Below are 21,131 nucleotides of genomic sequence, written 5' to 3'. Positions count from 1 at the left end.
TTCCACCCAACTTCCTCAAGCCTTTTTTATATGCTGTATTCTATCTTACCTGATGCCTGCCTCCAACCCTAAAAAGAACACTTCTGAAAGGCGAATTATCTTCCATGTAGATATGGACAGTTTTTTTGCTTCTGTCGAGGCTAGAGAAAGACCGGAACTGAAAGGGCTGCCCGTAATTGTGGGATCCGATCCAAAAGGAGGGTCCGGAAGAGGCGTTGTAAGCACCTGTTCATACGAGGCAAGAAAATACGGGATTCATTCGGCAATGCCGATTTCTCAGGCTTACAGGCTCTGCCCGCATGCTGTTTTCTTGCCTGTCAACATGAAGCTCTATGCAGGAGTCTCTGCAGGGATAATGGAGCTTTTACGGGGATTTGCAGAAAAGTTCCAGCAGGTCAGTATTGATGAAGCCTACCTTATACCAGGCCCCGGTGTACGTAATTTTGAAGATGCTGCCCTCTTTGCCCTCAGGATCAAGGATGAGGTGCAGAGGCATCAGAGAATAACCTGTTCCGTAGGGGTTGGGCCTAATAAGCTTGTATCGAAAATTGCTTCGGGTTTTCAGAAACCTGACGGGCTTATTGTTGTCAGGCCTGAAGATGTCAGGGAATTTCTTTTCCCACTGCCTGTTTCAAAGATTCCGGGCGTGGGGGGAAAAACCGGGGAGATCCTTAAAGGGATGGGAATAAACCGGGTAGAAGAGCTTGCAAACTGCGATATCCAGCTGCTTTCCGAAAGATTTGGAAAAATGGGGTTAAGGCTGAAGCAGCTTGCAAATGGGCTCGACTTTGAAGAAGTCGTAGAGAAAGAAAGCATAAAATCAATAAGCAGGCACGGGACTTTTACAGAAGACACCAGTGACCCTGTAAAAATTTCAGGGTCCCTGGATCTTCTAATAGAAAGTGTGCACGGATCTCTCCTGAAGAACAGTTTTCTTTTCAAGACCGTAACCCTTAAAGTCCGTTTTGAGGATTTTTCTACCTATACGCGCTCAAAGACTCTCCCTATCTGGACTTCGGATATCTTTGTGATTAAAAGAACAGCAGTACAGCTTTTATCAGAATTCATAGGCAGGCGAAAGTTCAGGCTTGTAGGAGTTGGGGTTACGAAACTCAGGGAAAGGGATGAAAGGCAGACCCTGATCACGGATTTCCCTTAACCTCTGGATAGCGGGTTTAATTAAAGTGACTCAGGAATTTTATGATAAGTTTTTAACTCTAAGGCGGGAAGTCTCCTTCCTCGACAGCCATCAGGCTGGCAGGTGGGAGATGAAAGCCGTCAACTTCCCGACAATTTACTTTTTTAAATTCTGATAGCCTATTTATACACAGACCTCTTGTTTATATACTGCTATGCATCTAACGACAAAAGTTAAGATTTATCCAACAGAAGAACAATTGAAAGTCCTTTGGGAACTTTCAGATAAATGTTGTTCATTGTATAATCTAGCTTTAGCCGAAAGAAAAGATGCATGGAAACTTGAAAGAAAGAGCATCAAGTACGTGGATCAACAAAACAAATTGCCGGATCTCAAGAAAAGAAACCCTGAATACAAAGCTGTTTATTCAAAGACTTTGCAGGGCGTTCTAAAAAAACTTGATGCAAATTATAGATCTTTTTTTGCACTCAGAAAAAATGGAGATCTAAAAGCCAGACCTCCAAATTTCAAAAGCAGGAAATATTTTCAGACAATTCCGTATAATCAAAGTGGATTTTATCAGATTGGTTGTGTCATTTCTTTCTCTCATAAAATAAATGACACCAAACTTGTTTTTGATCTCGGAAAGAAATTTGAAAATATAAAACAAATCGAGATCTATAATGATGATCCTTTCCATGCTAAAGGAGATTTCTATATTTCTGTTACTTATGAAGTCTCTGCACATGAGTACATTGATAATGGTTTATATCAGGCTAATGATGCCGGGATCACAAAAATAGTAACAGCAGTAAATACTCAAGGTAAATTCTTTGAAGTTAAAACTCCAAGAATTGATAAGTACTGGCAACCAAAACTGGATGCTCTAAAATCCAGGAGAGATCACTGTAAAAGAAAGAGCAAAAAATGGGTAAGGCTACACAATATTTATCGTAAAATGGAGAAAAAGAAATCTAATCAGCTTAGAGATTTCCAGCATAAACTATCAAAGAAAATGGTCAACAATACTAAGGCCAATACTATTATTGTGGGAGATCTGAAAACAAAAAACATGGCTCAATCCAAAAGACTTAAAGGAAAAAGAAAAAGAGCTATGAATAGATCTACCCAAAATCAAGGATATTTATCTCGCTTCATCGAATTTTTAGCCTATAAAGCTGAACTTATAGGTAAAAAAATAATAAAAATTGATGAAAGCTATACTTCCAAAACGTGTTATGTTTGTGGAAAAATCCATGACATGCCACTCTGGAAACGAAATATGGAATGCGATTGTGGCAATTTTATTGATAGAGATTGCAATAGTGCAATCAATATCATGGTAAATTTCCTATTGCAGAATGCCTTGTGGACAGGCTATCAGAAATTCTCTGATAATCTTCGACAAACAGGATTACCGATGTCGGAAAGATTCTTAGAATCTTACCATCAAATGACGTAATCACTCGAAGGAAGCTCCGTCCTCGCCATCAGGCAGGGCGGGGTAGTTCACGTTACTGTCTCCTGATTCGCAGTCCCGGGCTCTGGAGCGGTATCAGGTTTCAAGGGAACTGTTATGCTTATAATTTTATAATAGAAGCCCAGATTATATTTGATGGAAAAGCAGGTCAGACCGGCACTGGCTCTTCTTCTTATTCTTACCCTGAGCACGATTATTATTTACTCAATTCTCCCGTATATAGGCTATCTTTTCGGAGGCTTTATTCTCTTTGTGATCTTCAGACCTATCTACCGTTTTTTCATTAAAAAAACCAGGCTTAACAGGCAGATTTCAGCTGCCATTGTAATAGTGGTTTCTATCTTCGTCATCCTTATCCCTCTCTACTTCCTTCTAAGTATGGTCGTAGCCGAGATCCAGCAAATTTTATTGAATCAGGAAGCTATTATGGAATCTATCCGGTCCGGGAGCCAGCTTTTTAGCAGTATTTTCTCAAGGCTGGAAATTTCTAATGGCGCACTTCAGACAGGCCTGGAAGAGAGAGTAATGGACCTATTTTCGCAGGCCATAAATTACCTGAGCTTGCTAATCCTTGGTTCTATTCAAAATATAGGCCAGCGTGTTATCGGTTTTCTCCTCATGTATTTTCTCTTCTATTACCTTTTAACTGGAGAGGACTCGGATTTTATGCGTGGTGTATTTATTGCAATCCCTTTCAATACAAGAAACACGATTATCCTCCTCGATGAGTTCAGGAACGTTGTCCGCACAACTCTTATTGCCAGCGGAGCAATTGCCATTATTGAAGGGGGAATCCTCATTGCTTCTTTCCTTATCTTTGGTATACAGGGAGCTTTCCTCTGGGGGTCCATTGCAGGAGTGCTGTCTTTCCTGCCCGTAGTCGGAGCGCCTATGATCTGGATCCCTGCAACAATCATCCAGCTTCTTCAGCAAGATTATACTGCAGCTATAGGTATCCTTTTAACAGGTTTACTCCTGAATGTGGCAGATAACAGTTTTCTCAGGCCTGTTATTCAGAAAAAAGTGGGAGAAATTCATCCCTTTCAGTCCCTGCTCGGAATAGTTATAGGGGTCTCACTCTTCGGACTCGTAGGAATTATCATCGGTCCTCTTCTCCTGGGCTATTTTTATCTCACTGTAAAGATGTTTTCGGAAGAATACCTTTCGGATAAGGAGTAAAAGGTAACTTTCGAATTTATTATAATTTTATATTCATTTTTTATATTCATTTTTTATATTCATTTTTTATATTCATTTTTTATATTCATTTTTTATATTCATTTTTTATATTCATTTTTTATATTCATTTTTTATATTCATTTTTTATATCCACCTTTTTATATTCATTTTTTATATTCATTTTTTATATTCATTTTTTATATTCATTTTTTATATCCACCTTTTTATATTCATCCTACATATTCCACGTTCTTTTTTACGGGACGGAACAGCTTCATAAAATCGTGTACATCCTCCGGAAAGTCCGTATTCACTGAAAGCCCGATCTCTTTTGCCTCCCTGGCTGAGAGGGGAGTGCTGTGTATCATTTCCCCGCTGACCAGTTTTTCGACAACATTATCAAGCCTTTCCTGTCCTCCGGGCTCATTCTGTATTTTGCCGTCAAGGAGTTCTCTTGCAACGGTTCGGGTAAGGTTCAGGGCTTTTCTCGATACATCGCTCATAACCAGAGTCGAATCCTCAGCATCTTCTTTTTTTATTTCTGCGGCATAAATCCAGGAAGGCGCAGGAAAGACTCCGCGTATAAGATCTCCTATCTGAGGATCGATAGGTCCGATAACTGCATCCTTATCCATTACTATTTCGTCTGCTGCAAGGGCAATTATTGTGCCTCCTGACATCGAATAATGCGGGATAAGCACCCGGGTTTTCTCAGGGTGGTTCCTGAGCGCGCGGGCAATCTGGATGCTGGCATGAAGCTGCCCTCCTGGGGTATGAAGGATCAGCTCAAGCGGATAATCCCTGTACCTCCTTATCCAGCGCAGGACCTGTTCGGCATCCTCTTCATCTATATACTGATAGGCAGGAAGCCCGAAAAAGGAAATCGCTTCCCGCCTGTGGATCATAGTCAATACTTTATATCCGTGATGTTTCTCCATAGCTTTCATTCTTGCTATGCGCTGCATACGGACTTTTTTGAGCCGGGACTGCGGGTAAATTATAGCATAAAGAAAGAGAAAAACAAACATAAGAAAGGTTAGATCCCAGGCACTGAATGTTATACCGTCAATTACAACCAGAAAATTCCCCCTAAGTTCTTTTTAGACAGGCTTTAGTTTCCAGCAGTCCCGGCTCAAGTTTCCTGACTTAATCTTTCAGAAGCCATTCCCGAATTTAATCCTCACAGCGCCTGAGGACTTCAACTGACCTGTTAAGAGTTTTGCTTCCCCTATCAGTTTGTTCTGCAAGCTATTAATTTCTACTCTCAAAATCTTCACTCTTCTCAAAATTTCCGCCCTTTAATAGTCTCAAATCTCTCAATTTCTACTTTAATGATTCCAGATTCCTACTTTTATAATTTCAGATTCTTTTATCTGCCCCGCCAGCTTCTTTCCATCTTTTCATACAGGCCAAGAAGGTTGTTGCGCGTAATTTTAAAATAAGGGTGGTCAGGTCCGTATTCTTTTTCTATTATATCGAGGGCTTTTTCATAAAGGTCGATTGCTGTTTCATATTCTCCCATACTTTCATGCAGGCCTGCAAGGTTGTTCAGAGTGGTGCCTACATCTGGGTGTGCGGGCCCGAGTGTAGATTCGTAGATCCTCAGAGCTCGAGTGTAGAGAGGGAGAGCTTTTTTATGCTCCCCAAGGATCCTGTACAGTTCACCAAGGTTGTTTAAGGTTTTTGCAACGTCAGGGCTGTCAGGTCCAAGAATACGCTCACGGATTTCCAGGGCTTGCGTGTAAAGTTCAAGGGCTTTTTCCTGCCTGCCTTTCTGGACATAAACACCTGCAAGGTTGTTCAGGGTTGTTGCAAAACCTGTATGCTCGGTCTTTCCAAACTTTTCCATGATTTCAAGGGAGCGTGTATACAGGATCATGGCTTTTTCGTATCTTGTTGTCTGGAAATAGAGCAGGGCAAGGTTGTTAAGGGTCTGGGCTATCTGCGGGTGTTCTTTTCCGTATACTTTTTCCTGGACTTTAAGCGCCTTCCCGTAAGTTTCTTCGGCTTCCTCAAGTTTACCCATCTCCGAAAGAAGAACGCCAAGATTGTTCAGGGTACCGGCAGTATAAGCCATTACCTTTCTATTTTCAGGTTCCTTTTCCGCGAGTTCTTCAAGCAGCCCGAGGGAACGGGAAAAAAGTTCTTCGGATTTATCCGGCTTTTCAATTCCTTTATAAAAAAAAGCCATCCTGTTAAGTGTCCTGACAGCTCCGAGGTTCTCCGGACTCAAAAACTTTTCCTGAATCTCCAGAGCTCTGGTATAATATGAAAGGGCCTCTTCCTGCCTGTCCATAATGGAGTATAGAATTCCAAGTTCGCTGAGTGTATCCCCTGTTTCAGGCTGACCTGGGCCAGGCGCTTTTTCACGGATACCAAGTGATCTTAAAAATAACTCCATGGCTTTTTCGTGCTTTCCCATGTAGCGGTAGATTCCTGCAAGCCCGTTCAGCACAGCTGCAGTTCCTGGGGCTTCAGGTCCGAGTTCTCTCTCTGCAGTGTCAAGCATTTCTTCGTATATTGGTAAAAGGATTTTCCAGGCTGCTGATCTGTAGAATGGGTCGGCAACAGCTGTAAACCTGTCTATCAACTCCTCAGGCTTTAGAACTCTTTTTGCGAGCCTGAAAGCTTCTTCCAGAGCTATTTCATCCTCAGGTGCAAGCAGTTCTGCATCCAGGTCCTTTAACTTCTCCATGTATCTTTCAAGCAAAACCCTATCATTTTCAATAGAGCCACTATCAGCAGGTATTTCCTCTTTTCCCAAATAATTCTTTGAATTGGTCGTAATTCACCCTCCTGAACGAAAAAAAGAACGATTGAGATCCTGAATGGGATTTCTAATTGTAATATCCGGGTTGATCCTATATTAGGGTATTACAGGATATATTGCCTTTAACAGGATATATCGGTTGAGTCTTAAAGTTTATAAAATTATAAAATGAATCATAAAACGGATTGCTTCACTTTTTTTCTCTGTGAAGGCCAGAGTATGAAAATATCACCTTTTTTTCCATAAGCCATGCAACATAGTGGAATCAGAGCATGAAACCTGCCAGAATATCTTAAATTACCCCATTATTTTCCTGTTGCTGTCCGGAATATTCCCCCTGTTTGTATAAGGCAGTAAAAAGAGAAAAATATTGAATCCTGTACGCAGAAGAGTAAAAAAGTGTTAGAAATTTGGACCAATGTTTGTACTTTTAGTCGTAACCTTCCAGATCTGTTTTGATAACTCCAGATACTGGGTTTTCGGGTCACTGGTTTTTAGCATGAAAGAGTTTGCACCGCTCTGTATTGCCTGGTGCATAAGTTCTTCTCCGACTCCCGTAAATAGAATGAAAGGAGTATTGATTTTTTTATTACGGATAGTCTTCAGGAACATGATACCATTCATAACAGGCATATCATAATCAGAGACTATGACATCATAAGAGTCTTTCTCTAACATATTGAGAGCTTCTTTTGCAGAGCCCACAGTATCGGAGGGTATATTGTGGAAGACTTCTAAGAATGTCTTTGATATCTCTAAAAATGAGGGATCATCATCTACAATCAATACTTTCATGGGGGACTCTCCTTGCAGTTAAGGCAAAATATTGAATACTTACCAGCTCTATTCTGAAATTACGTTCAAAAAAAAGTATTGCTGATACTGAAATTCTATATTATTTCTAACTATATTAAATTACTTAAGTGGAAAATTGTCTTAAAACAAAAAAAATGTTCAGGTGAAAAATTTTAAACTAACATAGATATTGCCTGTAAAAATACGCCTGGGAATTCGAACATCAGCTTAAACCTGAACATGGGAGAAAACATTTTCTGGATATGGATGCTGCACTACCACCGGGCACAATAATTAAAGGAGCATGTCCAGAATGTAATACGTCTGGAATGCAATCTTAAATACCAGGTTCGTAGCCTGACATAGGGGCAATTATAAAACAGATATCCAGTTTTAAAACAGATATCCAGTTTTAAAACAGATATCCAGTTTTAAAACAGATATCCAGTTTTTTAGTTTTGGTAGAATTATGTTAAGAAACAGTGTTATTGCTTTATTTCACTTCTCAATAGTTTAAATCAAAATAAGTTTATTTTTATTGGGAGCTGACTGCCACCTGTTGCCTGGCTCCCAATTCCGTGACTTAACCCGATGATTAAAAGATAACCTCTTTGCTTTTAATCAACTGCTCCACATACATACTACAGATTTATATAATTCACGGATTAAAAAATTCCTTACAATTGAATTATTTGTTAACAGCAAATAATTCCTGTTAAATCTTCAACTACACGAAAACAGGCCTGATCATTATATCCAGAGCCAGGATTTTTTTAGTTATCTTTATTGTTCTTCTGTATAACGCCTGGATATGAGAATTATGTTATGTTGCCTTATCAATTTAGCAAGTATTTTTGATGCATAAGGCTTCTCAAATTAGACCACTAAACTGGCTTTTCGTAGTTTATGCGGGTCTCAATTGGAATCCTGTGCCTTTGTAAACATTGGTCCTATTGCCGTGCCTCTGAAACAATTGTTATACTATTATCGTGCCTTTGAAACAATAGTTTATAGCATGGTTCTTCGCTTCTAAGTACCGCTTAATAAAAAGCTTTGATGTGCTTGAAATTTTTTATGTCAAGTTATTTTTTGCTTGAAAACAATTTTTGATATAATTTATTTAATATAATTTGTGCAATTACTATGTGCTGGAGTTGGGGAACAGAACTGGGGTATCATCAAAAAGAATCTCTTGGAGGTGCTGAACCTTCTTTGAATAATTTGCTTGGGGGAGCATAATATTCGGAGAGACTGTATTGGGGGATACAGTATACACAGCACCTCTAGGCTTCTCTTACGCTAGCTTCTCTTATGCTAGCCTCTCTTACGCTAAAATATAATAAAAAAAATAAAAAAAATTCCTAATCAAATTAAAAAATAAAAACATAAGGTTTTATTCATGAAAAGTTTGAAAATATGTCCAAAATGCAACGCTGACTTGAAAATGCGCTCAGATGGCGAGACCCAGTACTGTGATATCTGCAGTTACTGGACTAAAACGGGTACTGCAAGACTGGATTCAATAATGATTTTCGCATAAGAAGCTGGCATTTTTAATGCCAATATGTTTCTTTAATTTCCCTTTAATTTTCCTTTAATTTTCCTTTAATTTTCCTTTAATTTTCCTTTAATTTTCTTTTAATTTCCTGCCTCACAGGTCGAAAGTAAAAAATTCTGGAAATGGGGGGCATTCTGCCCTTCCAGAATCAGTGCCTGCCATTAATTGTACTCCTGACTTTTTTGCAAAAAAGATTTCAGAGAAAAGCCTAGAAACAAGGAATATAAATGGGGTCATTCAACTCATAGAGGCTTTTTCACTGGCATGAAACTGACCTTGCACTTGAAACTGAAACATTGAAACCATTAGCGATTCTGATTAATGAAGCGAATACATCTGAACCTAAAATATATGCGAAAATACTTAAAGAACCTAAAAGAAAGAGAATAATAAGAGCAGGAGACATTGATACTGCTCTTAGCTGCACTTTTAGTGTGGATAACTGTAAATGACGGGATTAGCGAAAAGAAGGGATTAAAATCTTTCTATGAATGAAGAAGTTAATAAGGGGCTAATCAGAATCATCTACATCTTTTCTAACTTTTCTGAATTTCTTCTGGTCTTTTCTGCCGTCTTTTTTGAATTTTCAGTTTCTTTACTACTGTTTCATGTATCAGACAGGAAATCCTCCGGAAAGGCTACACATGCGCTGGATCAGGGGCCTCAACAAATTTAATATCTTTATTTGATGACAAACGTACTTATTCAAAGATAAATATAATTAATGATGCAAATATAAAATGTTCGTTTTTTATTGTGGGAGCAAAAGAAGAAGGGAAATTTTATAATCAGATTATTACTTCTTCGAAAAACCTTTACAAATATTTCCATAAAGCCAGATCTCTTTGATACAGGGGAAAAAGCAAAATGAAAAGGGGAAAATGTCCAAAATGCGGGAGCGCAGATCTCGATACAGGCCACATAATCGGAGAACGTATAGGTTATGAGTCTGATAATGAATGCTATTTTACCGGCCCAATGCGTGAATTTAAAGTACATGTTTGTTTAAATTGCGGATATGCTGAATTTTATGTGGATGTAAAAAACCGAGAAGGTTGAAAAAACGGTAAAATATAAAGCAGATAGTAAAATAGAAACAGCCTGTTATTTGAAATGTACCAGACTTCAAGGTCATATTATCTCAGGCTGGAAATCACCAGTTGTTCAGGAGTGTAATCGCTTGGCTTACAGGGCTCCATCCAGAACTTCCGGAAAAGCTCCACTGCGAAACATTTTGTGTTTCCTTGGGTTGCATAAATGGAATAGAAGTGGGGGATTGAATATTTATGCCTCTAATGTAAGGGAAAAATATTTTGTCTGTACAAGATGCGGTAAAAAGAAAACAGTATATGAACCTAAGAAGGACTGAAGCGTGTAAAATTCGATAGTAAAATTCCTGAAAAAAATTAATAATTCTATATGTTTCGGATTAATTTTACAGTTTCTTTTTAATTACTCAGGCTTATTGCCAATATTTGAAAGTCGTAAAATATATAACATTATTCTGCTTTTTCTGCTATAGCTCTACTATGTATCATTTAAATCTGCTCATCGTTTCGTTATTCCAAACATGGCCAGGCATTTCCTTTTTAAGGATCAATTAATCTAATTTTTTTCTAGAGATTGATTTCTGCCAGAAAAACTATATAGTTCTTCATCACAAATTATTCCGATAACATGCAAAGAGTTGAGCTTCTTCCCTTAGTTCTTGACCATCAAAATTTTTTCCAAAAATCTTCCAATATACTCCCTCGCAGTATTCAGGTTTATCCCTGCATGGATGGAAGTGAGGTTAATTTAATCTATGGTCCGCTTCATGCGGGCAAGACTTCCTTTTTAAAACAGATATCAGGTCTTCTGCAGGGTATGAAGGTTTACATTAATTTTGAAGACAGCAGATTCGGAGACCTGAACCCTGACGGTCTTCTGGAAATTGAGAAGATCGCAGATGAGTTTTGCAGGAGAGAATCCGAAGATGAGGAAGGCTCTGAAAAGGAAGAAAAACCCAGTGAAGTAGGACCTGTAGAACCTGTTTCTTATTTCCTTGATGAGATCCAGCATGTCCCTGGGTGGGAAAGCTGGGTGGACAGGCTTCAAAGCGAAGGGGCGCGCGTGTTTATGACATCTTCATCTGCAGGACTCATGAATCAGAACATCGCTTCACGTCTTGAGAACAGGATAAGAGTCCTTAAACTTCCACCTTTTTCATTCAAAGAATACCTCACTTTAAAAGGTCTTAGAGTACCAAGACCTGGCTTTCTTACACCTTCAAGGTGTGATGAAATGCTGTGCCATTTCCTGCGCTATTTTGATAACGGTGGCTTTCCCGATGTAATAAAAAAGGACAATTACAGACTTTCCAGAGAGTACTTCGAAGAGATTCTTGAAAAAGAACTCATTGACAGGCACAATATCCAGGACCCTGAGGGACTGAAAAGACTTGCAGTTTTCCTGATCTCAAACATGGCATCGGAATATTCCCTCAATACACTAAAAAAGGCAAGCTGGATTGATGACGAAGATACTGTACGCAGGTATATGGACTATCTGGAAGAAGCTTTTTTGATATACCGGGTTCCAATGTATAACCACATATCTGAGAAATCGGGATATGAGAAGGAAAAAGGGAACGAATATAGAAAAGAAAATACAAAAGAGGTCCCATACAAAATATATGCAGGTGACACAGGTTTTTTCAAGACAGTATTCCCCAATTACCCGGACAGCCTGGGGTTAAGATTTGAGAATCTCGTATTCCTTGAACTGCTCAGGCAGGGCAAACAGATATCTTATTTCCATAATACGAGGGAATGTGATTTCCTTGTAAACGAAAAAGGCAGCCAGGAAATTAATGCTGCAATTCAGGTCTCATTTTGTTTCGGAAGCCCGGCAGTAAGGGAAAGGGAAATTCTTGGGCTTACGGCAGCTATGGAAGAGTTCGGGCTCAATGAAGGGTTTATCCTTACTATGGACGATGAAGGAGTAATGAAAATAGAAGGGAAAGACGGTGAAAAGAAGAAAATAATCATTAATTCCGCGTGGAAATGGATGCTGGAATAAAAATTCTATTTTTGAATTCTTTATCTTTTACCTTCTTTTTTTATCTTCTTTTTTACATCCTTTTTTACCTTCTTTTTTATCTCCGCTCTTTATCTTCGTTTTTTATTATCGTTCTTTATCTTCTTTCTTCTATCTTTTTCCTTCTTTCTTCTATCTTCTTTCTGATTTCCGTCGAAGATATTCCATCGTCTTCATATTCGTCTAAAGGGATAACCTCACAAAAATCAAGGATTTCGGGACTTATACGAAATTCAACTGATTTCCTGCGAAATACTATAAAGCGTACATTCTTTTCTTTAAAAAAGCTTAAAATGGAAGGGGTGTCTATTGAACCATTATAATATTTTGCATCAAAAATCCTGTTAAGGGTGTCGGCACCAACGATAAAGGTGCTGCCAGGGAAAAGGGCAGCTTTCTGCAGGAAAAGGGGCGCATTGGTCAGGCAAATCCCGCCCATGAAAGCTTCATCTTTATATACCCTTAAAGAGTCAAGCCTCTGATTCAGTGAAATAAAATCTATAGGCGGCTTGTCTACATTTGTCAAAGAGATTTCGAAGTATACGGGCTCGCCAAGTTTTTCCGAAGCCAGTTTTGCCATTAAAACATGGTTTCTATGGCATGGATCAAAAGAGCCAGGAAACACAAGCCTGATTTTTCCAAATTCTCCGTGGCCTCTGGAAGCTTTTTCTTTTAAGTTAATTATCGTCAGGCCCAGATTTTCGTAAGAGCCATCCTGAGCGCATGTTTTCTGATTCAATAGATTACCAACAGGCTCGGGAACGGATTCATATTTTTCAACGCTTTTTTCAATAGGCTCTTCATTTCTACTTTTCCCTGCCTCAATCACATCCAAAAAATCGACTTCGGGAACGTCGCAGTGCTGGGCAAGTGTATTGAAAATAAGGAGAGCGGCAATCTTTTCTTCCTCTTCCCTTGTCCTGTCTGCTGTCAGTTCAAGTGACCTTACTCCTGTCTCACAGGCTGCCTGGACGGCGACATGGATCTCGTGTTTCCTTCCTTCCCGCTCGTTTGCAGCTTTAAGCTTGCAGGTTGCTCCGATTCCGATTAAGTCCTGTCCTGCAAATTCGTTACCTTTTAAAAGGTCAAGAGCCCGCTGGTAAGCAACCATTGCCATCAGCCTGGCGGTTTTTTCAGAGCAGTACTTTTCTGGCTTCCTTCCGAGAAACTTATCCATCGCATCAGTACCATAGGGAACGACAGCGTCAAGTAGAGTTGCAGAGCCGCTGCCGTGGCGGAGAAGTTCCCCAATTATTTCTGCACCGCCGCCGGTTATTGCCAGAACTACCCTGCAGGGCGATCTATGAATCTGAAAAATGCGCTCAACAGGCACAATATTGTATTTATCTGCAGCCGGATTGTCTACCATCAAACCCATGGATACACTTGGTGAGATTATAAATATTATTATTCGCTTCCAGCCAGTACCCGAAACTTAAGATATCGGCTGTCGGAATTACATACTGAGGATTAGGCTCTGCGGTTCAGGATCCGGTTTTCGTGGTGTTTCCTGATACCCAATGCCTGAAACGCTCAACTCCGTTTAATAAAGCAATTTAATTCCCTGAAAAACAGCTGTTCCAGTAAAACGAGAATATTTTAAGGTTTTTCTCTTTTTTCTAAAATTTATTAAAAAATAGATTCATTGAAAAAATGTAAGGATTAAAGGAAAACTTATTTTTCCTCTATGACTCCGCAGACAATCCTGTCGCCGCTGTTGCCGGCAGGGTCTGTGATCTGGTCATCAGGACCTGAATGTATGATCAGTGAAGTACCGTTTTCCGGAAATAGAGTGGTCGGCCCAGGTGACAGCGTCACGGAGTCAGTGATGACGTCCATGTATCCCGTACCGTCCAGTCCCACTACAAGGTTAGGCAAATCACCGGCATGCGGACTATTCGGGTTGTTAAATCCATGTTCTTTGCAGAGAGGATTGTAGTGCCCGCCTGCAGAAGTAAAAGACGGTGCAGTGCAGTCCCCTTTCTCATGAATGTGTATTCCGTGAAGCCCTGGCTCCTGACCGCAAACAAGGACCTGTATACGAACAAGGCCATAGTCATCCTCGGTGAAGGTTGCAACCCCAACTGTACTCCCATTTACATCCTTCATAATCGCTATTGCATTATCTGTTGTATTTTCCTGTGCAGAGCCTGCAGTTGCAAGCATCAGCACTGCTGAGATTGTCATCAGTAATACCAGTCCGGTTTTCATCAGCTTATTCCCCCTTAAAAGCGATAATTTGACGTAAAAGAATCTGCCTGTTAAATGACAGAGACACGGATTTTAGTCTACACTCTGCAACCGCGTATACAGAGTGACCCATCTCCCTTCAGACACTGATATAATATTTACAGTTCTGATAAATATTTACAGTTCAGATAAATATCTACAGTTTTGATATACCCCTTACGTGCCTGAGATTTGCCACTGTAAAATGCCAGGCAAACATACTCCCGGAGAGATAAATGACCAGATAATATTAAAACATTATTATAAAAATCCAATATCTTCCAATGTCTTAAATTAGTTTTTAAAACCCTGCTCCTGTTTAAAGCTTATCTTTCTAGATTCAATAAGGAAAATCTTTCATATAGAACACTGACTTTAGCCATTAAAGGTATATATGGTGCTTTCGGATTTACTGTAATTTAAAAAGATGCAAGTCAGAATTAACAAAATGGGCGTCGAACCAATCGTTTCAGCGTTGAGTAAACAATTTTCCCATAGCTCCTGAAACAGCTTAAAACCTTCAAGCAGTTGCCTGCTGCAAACCTGAAGACACAATTGCTGTTGCTGTTACCTGTTCCAGTGCTGCTATCAGCCCGTCTACCTGAGCTGAGGTGAAAAGCCCGTCTGGTCCCAGGGGTGTAAGGTCGGTAAATGGTGATTCATAAAGTAATGCAGCATCCATAACCCCATGTTCTGTAAGGTGGTTAATTATCAGGTTTATGAACTCTATCTGGTTTGCAGTCAATGTCTTATCCAGCAGGAATGTGGCAAACGACTGTTTTGCAGCTTCCCTGTCCAGCCCTATCAGGGAGCGTACGAAGAGGCCGAGCCCGTTTGATGTCTCTTTTGCGCGGGCGATTTCTTCCGGATTACCCAACCCGCTTTTGGAAAGTATCATTTCCAGTTCATCAAGATCAGATGCAGTCAGAGGCTCGTTCATCCTGAGCTTATGGATAACAGCCTGGTCCTGATGTTCCATGAGGAAAGCCCTGGTCTTGGCGCGGAACTTCTCAAAACCTCCGGCTGCAGCAAAACCCGGCAGTTCCACATGGGTCTCTACGCCCATTTCGTCTTCGAAGTCGGTGTAAAGCGGTTTTCTATGGTGTTTTTCTATCAGCTTTACAAGGTCACGGAGGCGCCTCCTGAGAGTTTCCAGCATGGGAGTCATAACATTCTCCCACCATTCATCGGTCTGCACGTCCAGAATCAGAGGCATCTGGTCGCGTACAACAGGAACGGCAGATTTTTCTTCAAGAAGACCTGCAATATCCCTTACCCTGTCACGCAGGCGCTCAAAGCCAGGCTCGGCACGGAGCAAAGCCAGCTGCAGGTTCAGGATAAGAAGGTCAAAACGCTTTGCTTCTTCGGCTTCAGGCTGCAGTTCTGAAGGCAGACCTGCAACTTCGTGGGTAAGTTCGGAAAGGTCTTCACCTGAGAGCTTTAACCAGGCTTCGGGACTTGAATATTTTTCGACCAGCCGCCGTTTGGGACGCACAACAAAGTTGTCCGGGTTCATAGAGGCAATTTCACCGTGAAGCGCTTCGGCAATCAAAAAGCGTACTTCAGCTTCTGTTTTCGGCTCGCCGTATATTTCCCTGGTCTCGGTTCCAATGTCGCAATTGCTATTAGCTTCAAGTTTTTTGTCCAGCTCTGAGAGAAGTTCAAGCCTGTATTTGAACAGGCGCGTGCCAAGTGAATCTCCCAAAGATCCGTCAGTTGTTTCAGGGTTCTGGCTGAAGTACTCAAGGTTCTGGCAGTAATCAAAAAGGTAAAAGAACTGTTTGTCTTTTCCGGGTTCGAATAGGTCAGGACAGAGACGGGTTCCGCGTCCGACCATCTGCCAGAACTTTGTCCTTGAACGCACCAGTTTGAAGAATACAAGATTCACTACTTCCGGCACGTCGATCCCGGTGTCAAGCATGTCTACCGAGATGGCAATATGCGGAACTTTTTCTTTGATAGAGAAGTTGTCTATAAGGCTCTGGGCATATTCGGTCTTGAAAGTGATAACACGGGCGAATTCACCCTTGAAATGCGGATAGTTTGCATTGAACCGCTCGGCAATGTACTCGGCATGAGACTGATTTTTGGCAAAGAGGATGGTTTTTCCAAGGCGGTCACCGCCTGCTACTTTCAGCCCCCGCTCCATCAGGTGTGCCAGCACTTTGTCCACGGTATCCTTATTGAACAGCCATTTGTTGACAGCTTCGGCTTCTACCCTATCAGGGATTTCTCCGTCTTCGTCGCCCCAGTCCAGAGATTCCCATTGCTCTTTGTCTTCATCTGAGAGCTCGTCGTAATTGATCCCCTGGCGCTGGAACTTCAGGGGCACTGAAACCGCTTTCGGAGGGACCAGAAAACCGTCTTTTACGGCTTCTTCAAGATGGTAGGCATCTGTGGGAACACCTGGTTCAAGGTCAAAGAGGCTGTAGGTATTTCGTTCAATTTCATTTTTGGGTGTTGCTGTAAGGCCTACAAGAAGAGAATCAAAGTAATCGAAAATCGCCCTGTACTTTTTGAAGACCGAGCGGTGCGCCTCATCAATAATCACAATGTCGAAGTGACCAACTGCGAACCGACGCTGCCCGCTGTTTATTTCTTCTATCTGTTTCATCATTGTCGGATAGGTAGAAACGAAAACCCGCCCATCGGTGTCCTTTTCCGTGACAAGGTTTACAGGTGCAGAGTCAGGGAGATGCCGCTTGAATGCGTTTACAGCCTGGTTGACAAGAGCTACCCTGTCGGCAAGGAAAAGCACACGTTTTACCCAGTTGCAGCGCATGAGGAGGTCGCAGAGAGCAATTACCGTGCGGGTCTTTCCTGCGCCTGTTGCCATTACTATGAGGGCTTTTCGGTCGTTGTCCTTTTCAAAGGCTTCCCCTATGCGGCGGATGGCTCTGGTCTGATAATAGCGTTCGACTATGGCTGAGTTAATTTCCGCTTCCGAGAGAAGCTTTCGGCTTTTGCGCCTCTGGATAAGGAGTTCAAGTTCGGATTTTTTGTAGAAGCCCTGCACCTGCCTCGGAGGATACATGGAATCGTCCCAGACCCAGGTTTCATACCCGTTTGAATAGAAGATAACAGGCCTTTGCCCGAACTGGTTTTCGAGGCAGTCGGCATAGAGTTTTGCCTGCTGCTGGCCGACCCGAGGGTCTTTTGTGGTGCGTTTTGCTTCCACCAGGGCAAGAGGTTTCCCGTCGCTGCCCCAGAGCATGTAGTCTACAAATCCGATCCCTTTTTCATTCGGCATGCCCGAGACTTCAAATTCCCTGTCCTGAGCTTTATCGAGGGGCCAGCCGGCTTCTTTAAGCAGGAGGTCAATCAGGCTTTTTCGAGTCTCGGCTTCGGAGTAGTCGTGGTTGTCTGGTAGCAGGGCTGAAGCTTCTTTTGCTTTTGCTACTTCGGAACGCAGGCGTTTGAGTTCTTCGTCCAGTGCGGATTTGTCGGCGAGAAGTTCTGAGAGCTTTTCGTCCTTTTCCCGGAGGCTTGCTTCAAGGTTCCGGAGCTGTTCCATCGTCTGCCTGGGTACGGTTGTTTTCGGCAGTTCGTCTGGGTTGAAGCTCAACCCCGGCTCAGGCTTTTCTTTTCTTGCATAGGTGCGGGCAAGCCAGTAGCTGATGTGAAAAAGCTCATTTATGGCTGTTAATGAGTCATGCAGCAGAACCGTGCTGTTGCTGTGCACAGCCTGGTTTCCAAGCCGGATAATGACACGCGCTTTGTTGAAGATTGTCTCTCCCGCAGCCTTCTTGAATGTGGGCTCATGGATAAGGGCACTCAAATTCTCCTGATACGGCAGGAGAAGGGAATAATCGTGCTTATACATCCACTGCACAGCCAGTTCCAGAGCCCTGCGGGCGTAAAAACAGGCAGTGCGAGGGTCCGGATAGACTGCATTTGAGGCTTTTTCGGCTGCCTCATACAGAGAAGGCCATTCGGCTTCGAGAAAGGCAAAATTAGTCATTAATATCCTCCGTTTCCCATCTGGTGTTCGAAAGATTGCCGCACCAGACCTATTACATAGGGCAGGTCATTCAGTGATCCGAGACCGACTTTTACGTCTCCGTTGCCCCAACAACCGACATCGGAAACGTCCTTACAGAGCCCTTTTGGGTCGTTTATGGCAGAAAAAGGTAGATTGAGCGACAGGATCAGCCGTTTGGCTTGTGGCACCACATCCACAAAGTTAGTCTCAGCTTTATAGGCAACGTAAAGCTTGAGAAACTCCTCGGTTACACAGGGATCAAGAGCCAATACTTCCTTACGGAAGGCTTCGAAAAGCTCATGCACTGTTCCCGTTAACAGGTATGGATGGTCTTCAATTGTGTAACCAGAAGCCGTAGCCTTTGGCCTGTACGCCTCAAGGGTGTCGGTAGTTAGTTTTGGCATTGCCCATACATTAAGAGCTATTTCTGCTAGCCTGCTTGCCCTTTCTTTAATAGTCTCTTCATTCCATTGGTCGAGCTGACCAAGTCCTTTATTGAGTTTGAGCGGGCTTTCCTTAAAACCGCCAGGCATGTCACGTTTCTCTGCGAAAGCCCTGTCACTATATTCTGAGTTGTAGCCAGTGAGTGTGAGGTTTCCAAGGGTATGCAGCCACATTTCTTGAATTCGTTTCCACTCTGTGCCAAGTTCTGTTTTCCAGGTTGTGGAGAGGTTATCATTCTGTGGCATTATATGCTCGATAGTGTACTCATCTACCTGCACACGTTCTTTACGTTCATAGTTTTCCAAACGTCTGATCCAATAGCTACGGCTTCGGAAGTTGTAGAGGTCCCGGATTTTAAATTCACGCCTGAACTCTTCATCGTTTGGAAAGCGGCGATATGATGGCAACTGAAAAAAGTATACCTGGATGCTTTTAAGATAACGATCCTTTTTTAGAGATCTGGAAAAGGTTGCAAAGGTCTTGTTCATTGAGTTTGTAGGGATAGAGCAGATAGCACGCCGGAACACATAGGACTCGATCAGCCGAACTGCTGCAACAAAATCTTCTCTTGACAGCACTCCGGTTGCATAGTCGTGATAAAGTTCGAGCAAGAATGGATAAGCTACATCTACTCTAAGTTCGCGTAAGTCGTGGAAAGCAAGTTTCAAATCGGGATCTATTTCTTTTCCAAGCGCCATTGCACAGAAATAGCGAGAGAAGGTCCGGATGTCGGCTACAAGCGCTTCTACTCCTGCCTGTGCCGTCTTTGTGGAATTTGCATGAACCTTAAACGCCTCATAAACTTCCCCTATTCTGGGAATCTCTCCGGTTTTAACAGTTAGATAATGGCGCATGAAACCGTCAAATTGGTCACTATAGGCTTCCTGTCCGAAATCCACTTCCATTGGTCGCCAGTACTGTTCATAAAGCCTTGTCTGTAATTGCGGTTCCAGCCCCATCAGAATATAGTTACGGATCAGGTCAGCCTGGCTGAGTTCTTTGCCGGTTGAATTCATGCTTTCAAAAATAAGTTGTGGGTTGTCCTGATCGCGATTAAGCGCGATGTCAACCACTATAAGTTTGGCAAGCCCTTTACAAAGAGGAGTTAGATTATTTTTATATCCAGCAATCCATGACTCAAAAAGCTTGAAGTTTTCCGTCACTCTCAGAGAGTACTCTTTTGGTTGCTCTCTGTTGTCAACAATAGAGGTGAGAGAGTCCTTATCTGTCTGCGAAAGAATAAGTTTGTAATACTTTTCTCCTTCTTCTTCAGGGTTGAGAAGATAATAATTCCGTAGTTTGCGAGGAGAAAATCCATCAAGAGGCTCACGTTTTTCTTCATCCATTTTTTCCAGAGCTCTGGCAAGGGCAGCTATCAGCAGGGTTACTGTGGTTAGACGCTGTTGACCATCGATTACGAGCAGCGGGGATTGGCTGGATACCTGATAGATCCCTTTTTCTATGTAGACAATAGAGCCGACAAAGTGAGCTGAGATATCATCATTACTTCCTGTTCGAAGAATGTCATCCCATAACTGCTGGCACTCTTTTTCAGTCCATGAGTAAGTGCGCTGGTATATGGGAATCACGAATTGGGGGGATTTTTTGAGAAAATCAAGAAGTTTGGCTTCAGTGGCTTTCATATCTTCTTCCTCGAATACATAACTTCAGCATCGAGTTGGTCGGTTAGGTAGGGTAGGAATCCTATCAGTATAATAGATATTGCAACCATGTCACGCATTTCGATAGTACGTAATGCTTTTGCGGATGTCCCCGCGTGTCGAATTCCCGGGTAATCACAGGTGAATTCATAAAGGTTTTTCATGGCATCTTTTACTGTTTCATGGGGCCATGTCCTAACTTGGTTACAAATTCTACCAATTGTTTTTTCTTTAACCCCTGGATATCGACTACCCATGGCTTCAAGTAAATTAATCTGTTTCTGAATGCATGTTTTGATTCTCCCATCGGAAAAATCAATTCGTAAGTCTTGGATAGCATTCTCGAAATCCTTCATTAGATTGTCAAGATGAGTATCATGGCTAGTTGCTTCTCTTAGATTGTACATGAGGCTGCCAAATATGCCCGACAATGTTGGACAAAGCGTGCAAGGCCGCCTCAAACAGTAACGTAGATTGAACTTCTCGATGAATTCTTCGAGCAGATTAAAGTAATAATTGGAAAGAGGATCACCGCCAAGATCGTCTAAAACCTCATTAGCACTTTCAAAAAACCTAATTAGTGCCCACTCACTAGAAAAATCTTCAGATTTAGTATTGACAAATATCTCTTCACTTTTTTCAGGATCATTGGTGATTTCTGCTATCTCTTCAACGGAGGGTTTTTTCTTGAAGGCAAATACAAGCTCATCATAAAGTTCACAAAATAAGTCATTTGGCAAATCTTTCTGCAGTGTTAGTTTACTCCATATCTCTCTCCATGTTTCAGACCAAACTTCAATAAATTCCCCTCGCATGG

General features: G+C 41.7%; 13 protein-coding genes and 1 pseudogene. 6 read left to right on the top strand and 8 right to left on the bottom strand.

The window, feature by feature from the left end; genetic code table 11:
- Positions 1 to 49: 49 nt before the first annotated feature.
- The 3 genes from dinB to RSJ42_RS07615 all read left to right on the top strand — a co-directional run bounded on the left by dinB (position 50) and on the right by RSJ42_RS07615 (position 3,797).
- A complete protein-coding gene (dinB, locus tag RSJ42_RS07625; protein WP_410510337.1) occupies positions 50 to 1,159 on the top strand; it encodes a DNA polymerase IV in 1,110 nt (369 codons plus the stop codon).
- Between the two features lie 193 nt (positions 1,160 to 1,352).
- Positions 1,353 to 2,600: an RNA-guided endonuclease InsQ/TnpB family protein gene (locus RSJ42_RS07620; protein WP_410509975.1), complete on the top strand. Its 1,248-nt coding sequence runs from the start codon at positions 1,353 to 1,355 to the stop codon at positions 2,598 to 2,600.
- 153 nt (positions 2,601 to 2,753) lie between these two features.
- Positions 2,754 to 3,797, top strand: a complete 1,044-nt coding sequence (locus tag RSJ42_RS07615) for an AI-2E family transporter (protein ID WP_410509974.1) — start codon at positions 2,754 to 2,756, stop codon at positions 3,795 to 3,797.
- Positions 3,798 to 4,027: 230 nt separating this feature from the next.
- On the opposite strand, the gene RSJ42_RS07610 is transcribed toward RSJ42_RS07615, so the two are convergent.
- From RSJ42_RS07610 to RSJ42_RS07600, 3 genes are all read right to left on the bottom strand, one after another.
- Positions 4,028 to 4,825 carry an SDH family Clp fold serine proteinase gene (locus RSJ42_RS07610; RefSeq protein ID WP_410509973.1) on the bottom strand — a complete coding sequence of 266 codons (798 nt, stop codon included), beginning with the start codon at positions 4,823 to 4,825 and terminating at the stop codon, positions 4,028 to 4,030.
- A 341-nt stretch (positions 4,826 to 5,166) separates the two neighbouring features.
- Positions 5,167 to 6,561: a tetratricopeptide repeat protein gene (locus RSJ42_RS07605; RefSeq protein ID WP_410509972.1), complete on the bottom strand. Its 1,395-nt coding sequence runs from the start codon at positions 6,559 to 6,561 to the stop codon at positions 5,167 to 5,169.
- Between the two features lie 408 nt (positions 6,562 to 6,969).
- Positions 6,970 to 7,362 carry a response regulator gene (locus RSJ42_RS07600; RefSeq protein WP_410509971.1) on the bottom strand — a complete coding sequence of 131 codons (393 nt, stop codon included), beginning with the start codon at positions 7,360 to 7,362 and terminating at the stop codon, positions 6,970 to 6,972.
- A gap of 1,679 nt (positions 7,363 to 9,041) precedes the next feature.
- On the opposite strand from RSJ42_RS07600, the pseudogene RSJ42_RS07595 reads away from it, so the two are divergent.
- From RSJ42_RS07595 to RSJ42_RS07585, 3 genes and pseudogenes are all read left to right on the top strand, one after another.
- Positions 9,042 to 9,363 (top strand): annotated as a pseudogene (locus RSJ42_RS07595) (IS5/IS1182 family transposase); the annotation flags it as partial.
- Positions 9,364 to 9,787: 424 nt separating this feature from the next.
- Positions 9,788 to 9,979, top strand: coding sequence for a hypothetical protein (locus tag RSJ42_RS07590; RefSeq protein ID WP_410509970.1), 192 nt, complete (start codon positions 9,788 to 9,790; stop codon positions 9,977 to 9,979).
- A gap of 717 nt (positions 9,980 to 10,696) precedes the next feature.
- Entirely contained in the window at positions 10,697 to 11,980 is a 1,284-nt protein-coding gene (locus RSJ42_RS07585) for an ATP-binding protein (protein ID WP_410509969.1), read from the top strand.
- A 115-nt stretch (positions 11,981 to 12,095) separates the two neighbouring features.
- Here the strand turns inward: RSJ42_RS07585 and RSJ42_RS07580 are convergent, their stop codons facing one another.
- The 5 genes from RSJ42_RS07580 to RSJ42_RS07560 form a co-directional block, all read right to left on the bottom strand.
- Positions 12,096 to 13,376 (bottom strand): hypothetical protein, encoded by a 1,281-nt coding sequence (locus tag RSJ42_RS07580; protein WP_410509968.1) that lies wholly within the window; start codon positions 13,374 to 13,376, stop codon positions 12,096 to 12,098.
- Positions 13,377 to 13,672: 296 nt separating this feature from the next.
- Positions 13,673 to 14,209: a superoxide dismutase family protein gene (locus RSJ42_RS07575; RefSeq protein ID WP_410509967.1), complete on the bottom strand. Its 537-nt coding sequence runs from the start codon at positions 14,207 to 14,209 to the stop codon at positions 13,673 to 13,675.
- A 538-nt stretch (positions 14,210 to 14,747) separates the two neighbouring features.
- Positions 14,748 to 18,188 (bottom strand): DEAD/DEAH box helicase family protein, encoded by a 3,441-nt coding sequence (locus RSJ42_RS07570; RefSeq protein WP_410509966.1) that lies wholly within the window; start codon positions 18,186 to 18,188, stop codon positions 14,748 to 14,750.
- A complete protein-coding gene (locus RSJ42_RS07565) occupies positions 18,188 to 20,296 on the bottom strand; it encodes a DUF262 domain-containing protein (protein WP_410509965.1) in 2,109 nt (702 codons plus the stop codon). Before RSJ42_RS07565 ends, RSJ42_RS07570 begins: the two co-directional genes overlap by 1 nt.
- On the bottom strand, positions 20,293 to 21,129 hold the full coding sequence (locus RSJ42_RS07560; RefSeq protein ID WP_410509964.1) for a hypothetical protein: 837 nt from the start codon (positions 21,127 to 21,129) through the stop codon (positions 20,293 to 20,295). The genes RSJ42_RS07565 and RSJ42_RS07560 overlap by 4 nt, the downstream gene beginning before the upstream one ends.
- Positions 21,130 to 21,131 lie beyond the last annotated feature (2 nt).

The sequence above is a fragment of the Methanosarcina hadiensis genome (genome assembly GCF_046529725.1).
In the GTDB taxonomy this organism is placed as follows: domain Archaea; phylum Halobacteriota; class Methanosarcinia; order Methanosarcinales; family Methanosarcinaceae; genus Methanosarcina; species Methanosarcina hadiensis.
Note: the sequence above shows the minus strand (reverse complement) of the source record. Positions and strands in the feature narration are given on the sequence as shown.